The organism is Janibacter sp. RAF52 (assembly GCF_052114035.1).
Lineage (GTDB): Bacteria > Actinomycetota > Actinomycetes > Actinomycetales > Dermatophilaceae > Janibacter > Janibacter hoylei.
In genome coordinates this window covers 17,833-30,154 of the sequence record NZ_JBFRDY010000016.1, presented here as the reverse complement: position 1 = coordinate 30,154, position 12,322 = coordinate 17,833, and the positions used below count along the sequence as shown (strand labels likewise).

Below are 12,322 nucleotides of genomic sequence, written 5' to 3'. Positions count from 1 at the left end.
AAGCGCTCGCGGGCGCCAGCGGTGAAACCGACCGGGATCGTGGACTTGACGACCATGACCGCGTCCGGGTTGGTCGCGATGACGTCGGCGATGACCCCTTCGACGGAGGAGGTGTCGAAGTAGTTGGTCTGCGGGTCGTAGTCGGTGGGTGTGGCGATGACGACGAACTCGGCGTCGGCGTAGGCCCGGTCCTTGTCGAGGGTGAAGGTCAGGTCGAGCTCCCGGTGGGCCAGGAAGTCGATGATCTCCTCGTCGTGGATCGGGCTGCGACCCTGCTGCAGCATCGCGACGCGGTCGGCGTCGATGTCGAAGCTGACGACCTGGTGGTGCTGCGCGAGCAGGACGGCCATGGACAGGCCGACATAGCCCGTGCCGACGACGGTGATCTTGCTGGTCACGTGGTCCTCACGAGGTTCTCGGTTGCGATCTTTCCCGGCACAGTATGTCGGAACAGCGGAGATAGCCCTGCAAAGGTCGGCGTGCAGGTGCGGCGAGGCTCAACGTCAGATGGTGTACTCGACCCCGTGGGTGCCCGAGATCATCCCGGCACCGACCGTGTTGCCCGTGGCCGGGTCGATGAGGATGAAGGACCCGGTCGCGCGGTGGGTCGCATAGGCGTCCACAGCCAGAGGCTGCGACAGCCGAAGGGAGACCGTCCCCACCTCGTTGAGCCCCAGCTCGCCGACCTCGCCGTCGCGCTCGAGCGTGTTGACGTCCAGGCGTGCTCCCAGCCCTTCGACGACCGCCTTGACCGTGCGGGTGGTGTGCTTGAGCAGCAGCTTCTGCCGGCTGTGCAGGGTACCTGACGTCATCCAGCAGACGGTCGCGGTGACCTCACGGGTGACCTCGGGGGCGTGCTCGGCGTCGGCGATGAGGTCACCGCGGGAGACGTCGACGTCGTCGCCGAGGCGCAGCGTCACTGACTGGCCGGTGACGGCCTGCTCGTGCGTGGCGTCCAGCGTGTCGATGCCGGCGACCGTCGTGCACACCCCGCTGGGGAGGACGACGACCTCCTGACCGACGGTGAAGGTGCCGGCCTCGACCCGGCCGGCGTAGCCGCGGTAGTCGCGGTGCTCGCCCTGCTGGGGACGGATGACGTACTGGACGGGGAAGCGGTCGCCCTTCGCCTCGAAGAGGTCGGCGCTCTCAGCGGTCTCGAGGTGCTCGAGCAGGCTCGTGCCCGCGTACCAGGGCATCGCGTCGCTGGTCTCGACGACGTTGTCGCCGACGAGCGCGCTGATGGGGAAGGTTGCGACGGCGGGCACCCGTAGCTGCTCGGTGAAGGCGACGAACTCGTCGCGGATCGCGGTGTACACGGCTTCGTCGTAGCCGACGAGGTCCATCTTGTTGACCACGAGCGTGATGTGGGGGACCTGCAGCAGCGACAGCAGGACGGTGTGGCGGCGGGACTGCTCGGTCAGACCGTGGCGGGCGTCGACGAGGACGAGGCCGAGATCGGCCGTGGAGGCGCCGGTGACCATGTTGCGCGTGTACTGCGCGTGACCGGGGGTGTCGGCGAGGATGAACTTGCGCCGAGGGGTCGCGAAGTAGCGGTAGGCCACATCGATGGTGATGCCCTGCTCGCGCTCGCTGCGCAGCCCGTCGGTGAGCAGCGCGAGGTCGGTGTGGTCGTGGCCCTTGGCCTTGCTCGTGGCCTCGACGGCCTCGAGCTGGTCCTCGAAGATCGCCTTGCTGTCGAGCAGCAGCCGCCCGATAAGCGTGGACTTGCCATCGTCCACGGACCCGGCCGTCGCAACCCGCAGCAGTCCCAGGTCAAGGTCGGTACTCACTGCGGTGCTCTCCAACTCAGGCTCACGATCGTTGAGGTGCGAGGAGCTCTGCGACGAGCCTCGAAACGTTGCTTCCGTAGCGATACCCATCAGAAGTACCCCTCCTTCTTGCGGTCCTCCATGGCGGCCTCGCTGAAGCGGTCGTCGCCACGCGTGGCGCCCCGCTCGGTGAGGCGCGCGATGGAGATCTCGTCGATGATCTCGTCGACGGTGCTGGCAGTGGACTCGACGCAGCCAGTGAGCGTCAGGTCGCCGACGGTGCGGAATCGCACGGTGCGCTCGTGCGCCTCCTCGCCGGCGCGAAGGGGGTTGTGCTCGCTCGCGGTGAGGAGCATCCCGTCGCGCTCGAAGACGCTGCGCTGGTGCGAGTAGTAGATCTCTGGGATGTCGAGCTGCTCACGGCCGATGTACTGCCAGATGTCGAGCTCGGTCCAGTTGGACAGCGGGAAGATCCGCATGTGCTCGCCCTCGTGGATGCGCCCGTTGTAGAGCGACCAGAGCTCGGGGCGCTGGTTCTTGGGGTCCCACTGGCCGAAGTCGTCGCGGTGCGAGTAGATGCGCTCCTTGGCGCGGGCCTTCTCCTCGTCGCGTCGGCCCCCGCCGAAGGCGGCCGTGTAGCCGCGCTCCTCGATGGCGTGGAGCAGCGTGCCGATCTGCAGCCGGTTGCGCGAGGTCTTGCCGTCGTCGATGACGATGCCGTCGGCGATGGCCTGCTCGACGGAGGCGACATGAAGCTCGATGCCCAGGCGATCGACCCAGCGGTCGCGGGTGGCGAGCACCTCAGGGAAGTCGAATCCGGTGTCGACCTGGAGCAGGCCGAAGGGGATCTTGGCCGGGGCGAAGGCGCGCTCGGCCAGCCGGAGCATGACGATCGAGTCCTTGCCTCCGGAGAACATCAGGACGGGGCGCTCGAACTCCGCAGCGACCTCACGGATGATGTGGATCGACTCGGACTCGAGGACGTCGAGGTGCGTCAGGGCAGCCTGTGGGGCGGCAGTGGGCACGAGGGAACCTCTCTTCGAACGGGATCCTCGGAGCATAACTCCCTGTTATGGATGCCCAAACTCGTGTTCAGGTGTTGGATGGCCCTGCCTCTCGTGGCAAAACGCGCCCGTTACGGGTGCCCGTGACCAGCGGTTACGCTACGAGCCGTCGTGTCCGTTCGGCCAAGGAAACGTGTGGTGAGCAGTCGCGTGAAGGCCCTGCTCAAGCATCGTGTCGTCCGGGGCGTGCTGTTGGTGGTGGGCGGTACTGCCGGGGCTCAGGTCGTCACCGTCCTCGCCTCGCCGCTGCTGACACGGCTTTTCTCTCCTCAGGACTTTGGCGCGTTCTCGGCGTTCGCGGCAGCGGCGGCCATCCTGGCCGGCTTGGGGGCACTGCGTCTGGAGCGCGCAGTACCCCTGGCTCGCAGTGAGGAAGAGGCCGTGCATGTTGCCCGCCTGGGACTGCTGGCGGTTGCCGCGATCGCGGTCGGCGTCCTGGCCGTCTGTGTGCTGATCCCCGGTCACATTCACCAGCTGACGGGGGTCTCCCCGAGGCTGCAGTTGGTTCTGCCCATCTACAGCTTGGGTTTTGGCGGGGCGGCAGTCCTTGGTCAGCTGGCCATCCGTCGACAGCAGTACCGCCTGACCGCCCAGCGAAAGATGGTGCAATCCATCAGCACGGTGGTGGCTCAGGTGGCGAGTGGGTTCGCGCGGCTGGGAGCGCTTGGGCTCTCAGCCGGCTATGCGCTGGGCCAGGTGATCGCCTGCGTCTCCCTCGTGCGACCGACGGGGATCGCAGGCGGCACGAAGTCGTCACGCGGTGACTTGCGCGAGGTGGCGCGACGGTATCGCCGCTTTCCCTTGGTGCTAACCCCGTCAGGTCTGCTCAACGCGCTCGGCACCCACGCGCCAGTGCTGTTGGTGATCGCCCTTTTCGGTGCCACGGTGGGGGGGTGGTTCGGCCTCACACAACGGATTCTGGCTGCTCCGGTAGGCCTCGTCGGCACGAGTCTGGCTCAGGTATACATCGGTGAGATCTCCTCCGTGCACCGCAAGGGCGGATCGCGGGGGCCGGAGTTGTTTCGCCGGGTGAGCCGAGTGCTCTGGGGCGCGGCCCTGCTTCTGGCCGCGGCTTTCGCGCTGTTGTCGCCGGATCTCTTTCCGATCATCTTCGGTGAGCAGTGGGCCGTGAGCGGTCACTATGCACAGGCCCTGTCCGTTGGGATCGCTGGTCAGCTCGCGGCGGCGCCGTTGTCGCAGACCCTTATCGTCAGCGGACACTTGGGCTGGCAGGTGATCTGGGACGGGCTGCGCCTCAGCGTCTTGAGCGCTGCCGTCGGCGTGCCGCACCTGTTGGGATGGACGGACCTGCAGATGGTCTGGTGTCTCGGAGCGGCGCAGGCTGGCGTGTATCTTCTCCTGTGGCTGATGTGCCGGTCCGCTGCCCGCGACATCGGCGCCTCGGGTCGCCATCGCCTATCCGGCGAGAAGCGTCTCCCGGCTGATGAAGAGTCTCCAAAGTGATAGAGGAATCCACTCGATGAAGCTGTCGTTGCTCGCCGCGGTCCGCGACGAGGGCCTGTACATCCGTCAAATGATCGAGAGTGTGCTGAGCCAGTCGCATGAGGAGTGGGAGTTGCTCTTCGTTGACGACGGATCTTCAGACGAGACTGTCGCGATCATTGAGGAATTCGCCGAGCGAGATGCTCGGGTGCGACTCGTGGAGGCACAGGACGCCAAGGGCAAGGTGTCCGCGTTCAACAAGGCGTTTGCCGCGTCGTCGGGCGAGGTCATCTGCATCCACGGAGGCGACGACATTAGTCGTGAAGGTGCCTTTCGTGCGCGCTTGAAGCCCTTCGAGACAGACCCGCACGGTACCTTCGCGATGTTCAAGTTGCGGAGCTTTTCCGACGATTCGCGGTTCGACGGGATGGTCCTCCCGAAGGGAGAGAAGTCGAGCACCTCTGGCCCGAGTCTGACGATGTCACGGGACCTGGCGGAGCGTGTTTTTCCGATCCCGGAGACTCTCGTCGCTGAGGACATCTACCTCTCGTCTGCTCTGGACGCGGTTGCGACGAAGATCGTGCACAGCCCCGAGATTGTTGTGGACTACAGGATTCATGACGGGAACAGCAACCCGCGCAATAAGCCGTTCCATGTCATGACTGAGGCAAGCCATCTGCGCCACATGGCGTACGAAGAGCTCCTCAGCGCGGACCACCTGCCACTGCGATCCGACCAAGAGCGGCTGTTCCGAGCCAGGCTCAGGGTCGAGCACTTTCGCTATGAAGGTCCTACGTGGCGCATCCTCACGGTCGGGGAGGCTTCGTGGCCGGACCGACTGGCATCGCTGTCTCGGGCGCACCCGGCACTCTTCGCGCTGCGCAAGCGCTTCTACCGCGCGCTTTCGGGGCTGCGCGGAGCCTGAGCCGCGGCCGGCTAGCTGTACTACCTCGCCAGGTTTTGGGTACGCGGTCGGCGGGTGAGGCGCCTTTGAGCGCGGTGTGGCCGCGGTCGTGATTGTAGGTGTGCAGGAAGTCAGAGAAGGCAGCAACGCGTTCGGACTCGCTGCTGTACGGGCGGGCGTAGGCCCATTCCTCTTGCAGGGTGCGGTTGAACCGTTCGACCTTGCCATTGGTCTGCGGCCGGTACGGGCGGGTCCACTTGTGCTTGATCCCGTTGTCCGCCAACAACTTGCGGAAGATCTTCGACCTGTAGCAGGACCCGTTGTCGGTCATCACCCGTTGGGTGGTGATGTCGACGGAGGCGAAGTGCTCCAGGGCTCGGGCCATGAAACCGGTCGCTGTCTCCTTCTTCTCATCGGTGAGGATCTCGGAGTAGGTGTAGCGCGAGTGGTCATCGACCGCGTGATGCAAAAGCGCGTAGCCCAGATTCGGCCGGACGTGGACCTTGCGTGGCCGCCTCTTCTCGCGATGAGCGCTGGAGTTTCGCCCACCCTGAGCTCGTCCGTGGACGCGATGCCCACCACCGTCGGGGATCCTGCCCAGCTTCTTGATATCGACATGGACCAGGTCGCCAGACGCGTCGCGCTCGTAGCGCACGATCTGCCGTCGCTTCGCGCGGACCGGCGCTCCGGTCGCCGGGTCGGTCCACGACAAGCGCAGGCACCCGTAGCGGGCCAGGATCCGGTGCACCGTGGCCGGGTTCATCCCCAGGTGATAAGCGATCCGCGCCGGCCCCCAACGCCGCGCCACTCGCATCCCGACCACACGCCGCTCCCGACGGCGCGTGGTGCGGTGCGGGCACGCGCGTGGACGACTGGAACGATCGCCCATCGCTGCCGGGCCGTGCGCGCGGTACCGGTCGGCCCACCGCTTGGCGGTCGTGACGGACACGTCGAACCGGTCAGCCGCTCGACGTAGGGGCCACCCGTCATCGACAACGCAGCGGGCCAGCCGCAGCCGCCCGCGCGGGGTGAGCAAAGCGTTAGCGTGGGTCATGAAGGCCTCCGTGGTGAGCCGTGTGTGTTTCTAGACAGCTCCACACCTCACCCGGAGGTCTTCCTCATGTCACACCGACTCGCCCATTCCGTACCCAACGTCCCGGGTCAGTACAGCTAGCCTTCCCGGACGACCAGTCGAAGCTTGCCGGAGGCGGTCTTGGGGACGGACTCGACGGGCTGGACCTTGATTGGGATGTCCTCGCCCACATAGGTGCGCAGGGCGCTCACCACGTCGAGCTCGTCGTGTTCGCCCCATGCCGGCCCCGGTGTCACCCGCACCGTGAGGCCTAGGTCCCGGTGCTGCACGATCTGGGCCTCACGGACGTTGAGCTTCTCCCTGAAGGCCCATCTGGGTCCGACGAGGCGTCCATCCGGCAGTTCGATCGTCTCATCGCTGCGCCCATCGATCCCATCCAGAAGCCAGGTAGCGCGCCCACACGAGCACGTGCTCGTGAGAGCACGGGCGAGGTCACCGGTGTCGTACCGCAGGAGTGCTGTGGCTTCGTTGGTGAAGGGCGTACCCACGATGCGTTGGGGTTCGTCGGGAGAGCCCACGAGCTCGACGTAGCCGAAGTCCTCGTCGACATGCAAGGACCCATCGGGGCAGATGGAGGCATTGGCGGCGCCCTCCGTAAGCCCGTAGTGGTGGATCGGGCGGGGCCCGAAGGCTTGCTCGATCACGTCGGCCTGCCAGGGCAGCAGCCCTTCGGCGCCCAGACTGACGACGCGGACGGGGGCGGTGACGCGGAGGTCGTCCTCGACGATGAACCGGGCAAGGTTCGCGATCGACGATGAGAGGCCATGGATCCACGTCGTGCGCTCGGCGTTGAGCTGCCCCACGTATTCAGGAGCGGTTACTCTCGAGATGTGATGGGTGGAGTAGCGGGTCTCTCGCCCCACGCGGTTGTGGAGCCAGTAGGGGGAGCCTTGGTCGGTGTGCATGATCCGTCGTCCGCCGAAGAGGGCGTACGGGGTGTCGAGGTCCAGTCCGTGCCAGCGTCGGTAGCGCCACCACACGGCCCAATGGGCTTGGGTCGACTCGGCGTCCTTGAGCAGCTTGAGCGGGACGCCGGTGGTCCCTGAGGATCCGATGACTCGGTCCGTCGGAAGTTGTCCTCGGGGTCGGAAACTTTCCGGGTTCTCGCGGAGTTCCTGCTTCGTGGTGACCGGCAGCTGTGAGAACGCCTCCCGATGCACGAAGTCCGTCCAGTGTGCACCGAGGCGGCGAAAAACCTCCTGGTAGTGCTCGGTCCGAGCTGCGCGAGCCAGAGCCAGCGTGCGCTGGGCGTCGCTGAAGGCGTCCAGCTCCTCGCGCGTCCATCGGTCTCTGGACTCGTAGTCGGCGAGGAGGGCATCGAAGCCGTGGCCATAGCGCCTGCGCCACTCCTTGAGCGAGGCCGCATTGGCCAGCAGAGTCTGCACGCGGCGGGGGGATCGGAGGTAGACGGACTCGACACTCGGCATGGCTTCCTCGATCTCAATTGTCAGCGGTGGGGCTCCATGGTGCGGGCCCTCCGGAGACCCTAGCGGACCTCGCACCCCCGGCAGCAGAGGAGTCACCCTGTCTTGACTGCTCGATGCTGCGCACGGCGCGGACGTGATCGTGCCCTGCCACGTGTGGAGTCGACACGGGCCCGACCACGACAGAACAGGGGCGTCCATGACCTGTTGGAGCGCCGACCCGCGCTGGTGCGGTCGGGTGGCTGAGCCACCGTACAGTAGCCATGTCCGATCTAGATGGGAGTCGTCCTGTGTCATCTCGCTCAGTGGCTGCGCAGTCCTCACGCGCACGTGCCCTGACGGCCGCCGCGCCCGAGGCCGACTATGCTACCGCGCAGGACCGTTTCTCCATCGGCGCTCATGTAGTCGCGATCGCCGTCGTCCTACTGCTCTTCGGCAGTCTCCTCGGGCCGCTCGGCAGTTCTGTCGTCCTGATGGGGGCTGCAGGGATTGTCGGGATCGCGGTCCTGCGATCCCTCGCTCGGCACGGTGCCGTGACTTGGCGGACCCTGCTCCTCGCATTGCTCATCGTGCTCATCGTGGCGATCCGTGCCTTCTACGACCCACCGATGACGACGTACGGGCAGACGAAGTGGGTGAACTTTGCCACCACGACACTGGCGACGATGGCAGCTGCGGCAGCCGTGTCCCGGCCACGCGTCATCAGGGCGATGGCGGTGTGGTGGGTCGTGGTTGGCTTGGCGCTCGCGGTCTTGTCCGTGGTCGACCCGGTAGCCGCGACCGGTCGCGCGCAGGTCGAGGGCAGCAACCCGGTCTGGCTCGGTCGAGCGATCTCGGCGAGCATGGTCGTCACCGTCTGGATGGGGGCCAGCAATACGTGGCGTTGGTGGCGGGTTGTGCTGATTGTGCCCGTCCTGGCGGTGGGTCTGCTCGCCACCGGATCACGCGGGCCTGCTGCCGCCGCGATCATCGGCATCACCGTCCTGCTGCTGGCCCCCACCGCCCGCCGGTCGAGGCAGTCGCTCTGGCTGGTGCTGCTCGGCGCGGGTTGTCTGGCCATCGCACCGAGTATTCCGGCAGTGGCGAACTCTCGCTTCGGACGTTTCATCGCCGATGGTGATGTGGGGAGTGAGTCCCGTGGGTTCATGTGGACGGAGAGTCTCAGAGCGATCCCCGACCTCCCCTTCGGTGCCGGCATCGGTGACTGGTCCCAAGCGACGGGGATCACCCGGCACGCGTGGCCTCACAACGTCTTCCTCGAGGTCTTCGTCGAGCAGGGCTGGCTGGTCGGCGTCCTGCTCGTACTCCTCGTCATCACCACCGTGCGCCGGCTCTGGCGACGTGCGGGGGACGACCCCGGCCTGCAGCTCGCCCTGGCTCTCCTAGTGACCGAGACGGTCCACGTCTCGACGAGTGGGGACCTCAACGCCAGGACGTTCTTCTTCGTGCTGCTCCTGGCCGTCACGCTGCTGAACAAGCGGCGCTTTGAGACTCGGGAGCACGAGATGCCACCCGGTGACTTCAGCGGTTCGAGACGTGCGCCAATGCTTCCCTGAGGCGTGCCGCCATGGCCCGCCGTGACTGATTCGACTCGATCCAGCCACGGCCCGACATGCCGTGGGTGGCGCGTTGGTGCTCGTCGAGTGCCAACAGATGTGAGAGCCCACGGCCAATCTCCGTCGGCGAGACGGCGATCCCCGCGTCGGCCCTCTCCACCAGATCCGCGACGAGTCCCGGGCAGTTCGTAAGCGTCGACAGTCCCGCAGCCATGTAGTCGAAGACCTTGTTCGGGCTGACCGCGCTCCTGAAGAGCTCGACGTCGGCGAGGACGTGGAGGCCGATGTCGGCAGCAGCCAGCAGGTCGGGGATCTCGTCCTTCGCGATCGGGTCCATGAACCGCACGTTTGCGAGGCCACGACGCTCCGCGTCCTGCCTGAGCGTCTCCTTGAGGACCCCACCGCCCACGAGCACCACGTCCACCTCGGGGACGGACTCAGCCCCGTCGAGGAGCAGGTCCAGGCCATTGGCGGGGCCGTGAGCCCCCGCGTAGACAGCCGTGACCTTGTCGAAGCCGTACCGCGCCCTCAGCTCGTCCCGAGGCGCGCTCGGCTCGAAGTCCTCCGGGTCGGCGCCGTTGGGGATGTAGACGATCTTGGCGCCATCGACGCCTCGTGCGACGAGCTCGGTCCGCGACCCCTCGGCCATGATGACGATGGTCTTCGCCCGGGCGTAGAGGAACTCCTCGAGAGCGGTGAGGACGCGATAGACCGGCGAGGTCTCGCTCAGATGGTTCATGTCGACGAGCACCTTGGGCCACAGGTCGCGGACCTCGAGGACGAAGGGCGCCCGCTTGAGGACGGCCAAGAGCCAGGCGGCGAGGGCCGCCAGCAGGTGCGGCGACGAGCCGTAGACGACATTCACACGCCCGACGCGCAGACCGCGGAGTGTCGCCGACACGGCGTAGCAGACCCAGTTGAGGATCCTTGAGATGCCGTTGCTCGAGTAGCCGACAACAGGGACGGTGACGAAGCCATCGCTGTCGCCGACCTTGCGCCCCGTCTGCGGGTTGAGGTTGCTAGCGATGATGAGACTCTCCCAGCCCTCCAACCTGCTGAAGAGCTCGACGTGGCGCGTCCCGCCTGCCTCGCCACGGGGCGCGGCGAAGTGGTTGAGCACGAGGACTCTGCGATTACGCACGGGGGACCTCCAGGTGGTGCGCGACGCCGTCGACCACCAGCTGGATGCCAACTCTGTCGGCTGCATTCGTCGTGGTGACCGTGAGCCCATCGAGCTCGACGACATCGTCCCCGGTCGAGGTGACGGTCCGCGGTTGACCAGCGCCCCACGACGTCCAGCCGCCGTCGGCGGTGAGCTCGCGCCACGGCGAGGGCTGCCAGTGGCCGTACGTCTCGCTCATCCACCCGGCGAAGGGGGACTCCACCCCCTGCGCCGTCGTGCCGTCAGCACCGACGAGTACGTCTGCGGCCGGTCCTTCGGGCAGAGTCTGGACCCACCCACGCGCCCCATCTGGCAGTCGGTCGAGCACCGTGACACCTCGGTCCTCGACGAGGACCACTCGCAGACAGCGGCCCCCGTCGAACCCCTCGTGCCAGACGGCCAGCGCAGTGAGTCCGGGGACATCGAGGTGCGCGTGGCCCGCCGGCACCGTCGGGCGCTCCCAGCGGAAGGCCCGGTGCGGTCCGAGGAGGTCGGCGCCGGAGGGACGCCACACCGGGTGGGCCGCGGTGGTGCGGAACCCGTCACGCACCACCAGAGGCCCGTTGTAGGTGCCGGTGCCGGGGTCACGGGTGGCCCATTCGCCGGCGCGCTGGATCCACACCGACGACAGGTCGGCGTGCTGGTGAGACGGCGTCACGCCGCGCTTGAGCCAGACGGACCACTCGCCCTGACGGCCACCGGAGAAGTGACCACTCGCCCACGTCGTGGGGGAAGCGTCTGCGTTCTCGAGGCGGGCGTCGTCGGCCTGCGCGTACCAGGCCAGCTCGTCGTACCGAGCCCAGGCGTCCGGTGGAGTCGAGCCGCCGCTGAGGTGGAGTCCGAGCAGGGCTGCGCCGGCGACGTCGCCGGCGGGCGCGGAGTCGGCGAGGACCCTCCCTTCGTCCCAGTCCCCGTACTGCGGGACGTCGCCGTCCAGGACACCGAGGGTGATGAGGTGCTCCGATGACGTCCGCATTGCCGCCGCGATCTCGCGGGGAGCGCCTCCGACGAGGACGCGGACGATGAACATCTCGAGGACGAAGCGGTGGTACGAGAGCGAGTCCTCGATCATCGACCCGTCGGGCAGCATGTGGCGCGACAGCTGCTTGAGCATCAGGCGGTCGCCGATCGCCTGCCACCGCCGGGAGTTCGGGTGCTCGGGGAAGAGCTTGCCGAGGACGACCAGACCCAGACCGTCGCCGAGCAGGTGGTTGTTCTTCATGCTCGTCATCGTGTAGGGCAGCTCGACCATGATGTGCCGCGCACTGGCCACCAGCTGGTCGTCGAGCTCGGCCCGCAGGCCTCCGTGCAGGCGCTCGCCGACGAGGCGGAGGACCTGGCTCCACGCGATCGCACGCAGTGCGAGCTCGAGGCTCGAGTACCAGTTGACCCCTTCCTCGGGCCGGCACTCGCGGCACCACCGCACGAGCATGGCCTCCAGCTGGGTCAGCCACGGACCGTCGGGCTCGAGAGTTGCGGCTCGGGCGAGCACGACGAGGTCGCGGTGTCGCGCGGCCTCCCACACCCACTTGACGTCCGACAGGCGGGCATCGGTGCGGATGTCGATCTGCCACCAGGGCGTGTCCTCGGGCCAGCACCGCTCGGTGAGCGGGTCCATCGCCCAACTCACCGACGCGCCGGTCGCCGCGCGAGTCCCGAAGACGCGCGTGCCTTCGTCGACGATGAGACGCGCATCGGCCAGGCAGCGCTCGCGTGCAACCTCTGACGTCGGCAGGTGGTGACCGACGTCGAGGGGGGTCGACCGGTACCCGCCGGGTACCGGTCGGAAGAGCAGGGAGTGGCCGTTGGTCCGCTTGGAGGCCTCGTAGGCGGCGCGCAGCGGAGCTGACGTCCCGAGGGCTCGCACGTCCTTGATGACACGGGTCAGGGAGGGCATGTCGCGAGTC

The 12,322-nt window shown here is 67.2% G+C and carries 8 protein-coding genes and 2 pseudogenes; 3 read left to right on the top strand and 7 right to left on the bottom strand.

Going from position 1 to position 12,322, the window contains the following annotated elements; all coding sequences use genetic code 11:
- From AB4Y78_RS15240 to cysD, 3 genes and pseudogenes are all read right to left on the bottom strand, one after another.
- Positions 1 to 398: pseudogene (locus AB4Y78_RS15240) on the bottom strand (UDP-glucose 6-dehydrogenase); the annotation flags it as partial.
- 105 nt (positions 399 to 503) lie between these two features.
- Positions 504 to 1,790: a sulfate adenylyltransferase subunit 1 gene (locus AB4Y78_RS15235; protein ID WP_441715277.1), complete on the bottom strand. Its 1,287-nt coding sequence runs from the start codon at positions 1,788 to 1,790 to the stop codon at positions 504 to 506.
- A gap of 89 nt (positions 1,791 to 1,879) precedes the next feature.
- Positions 1,880 to 2,794, bottom strand: coding sequence for a sulfate adenylyltransferase subunit CysD (gene cysD / locus AB4Y78_RS15230; RefSeq protein ID WP_441715275.1), 915 nt, complete (start codon positions 2,792 to 2,794; stop codon positions 1,880 to 1,882).
- Positions 2,795 to 2,983: 189 nt separating this feature from the next.
- Here cysD and AB4Y78_RS15225 point away from each other — a divergent pair, with 189 nt between their 5' ends.
- Positions 2,984 to 4,297: a lipopolysaccharide biosynthesis protein gene (locus tag AB4Y78_RS15225; RefSeq protein ID WP_441715273.1), complete on the top strand. Its 1,314-nt coding sequence runs from the start codon at positions 2,984 to 2,986 to the stop codon at positions 4,295 to 4,297.
- Between the two features lie 16 nt (positions 4,298 to 4,313).
- Entirely contained in the window at positions 4,314 to 5,201 is an 888-nt protein-coding gene (locus tag AB4Y78_RS15220; RefSeq protein ID WP_441715271.1) for a glycosyltransferase family 2 protein, read from the top strand.
- A 40-nt stretch (positions 5,202 to 5,241) separates the two neighbouring features.
- Here the strand turns inward: AB4Y78_RS15220 and AB4Y78_RS15215 are convergent.
- Both AB4Y78_RS15215 and AB4Y78_RS15210 read right to left on the bottom strand, forming a co-directional pair.
- A pseudogene (locus tag AB4Y78_RS15215) lies at positions 5,242 to 6,234 on the bottom strand (IS481 family transposase); the annotation flags it as partial.
- A 116-nt stretch (positions 6,235 to 6,350) separates the two neighbouring features.
- On the bottom strand, positions 6,351 to 7,994 hold the full coding sequence (locus AB4Y78_RS15210; RefSeq protein ID WP_441737279.1) for a phenylacetate--CoA ligase family protein: 1,644 nt from the start codon (positions 7,992 to 7,994) through the stop codon (positions 6,351 to 6,353).
- 8 nt (positions 7,995 to 8,002) lie between these two features.
- On the opposite strand from AB4Y78_RS15210, the gene AB4Y78_RS15205 reads away from it, so the two are divergent.
- Entirely contained in the window at positions 8,003 to 9,253 is a 1,251-nt protein-coding gene (locus AB4Y78_RS15205) for an O-antigen ligase family protein (RefSeq protein WP_441715267.1), read from the top strand.
- On the opposite strand, the gene AB4Y78_RS15200 is transcribed toward AB4Y78_RS15205, so the two are convergent.
- Both AB4Y78_RS15200 and AB4Y78_RS15195 read right to left on the bottom strand, forming a co-directional pair.
- Positions 9,219 to 10,394, bottom strand: coding sequence for a glycosyltransferase family 4 protein (locus tag AB4Y78_RS15200; protein WP_441715265.1), 1,176 nt, complete (start codon positions 10,392 to 10,394; stop codon positions 9,219 to 9,221). The genes AB4Y78_RS15205 and AB4Y78_RS15200 overlap by 35 nt on opposite strands.
- Positions 10,387 to 12,312, bottom strand: coding sequence for a heparinase II/III domain-containing protein (locus AB4Y78_RS15195; protein ID WP_441715264.1), 1,926 nt, complete (start codon positions 12,310 to 12,312; stop codon positions 10,387 to 10,389). The genes AB4Y78_RS15200 and AB4Y78_RS15195 overlap by 8 nt, the downstream gene beginning before the upstream one ends.
- Positions 12,313 to 12,322: the final 10 nt, after the last annotated feature.

Excerpts from the sequence above, each read along its gene's own strand:
- AB4Y78_RS15195 (WP_441715264.1), bottom strand. The coding sequence starts at position 12,312 with ATGCCCTCCCTGACCCGTGTCATCAAGGACGTGCGAGCCCTCGGGACG.
- AB4Y78_RS15210 (WP_441737279.1), bottom strand. The coding sequence starts at position 7,994 with ATGACACAGGACGACTCCCATCTAGATCGGACATGGCTACTGTACGGT.
- AB4Y78_RS15220 (WP_441715271.1), top strand. The coding sequence starts at position 4,314 with ATGAAGCTGTCGTTGCTCGCCGCGGTCCGCGACGAGGGCCTGTACATC.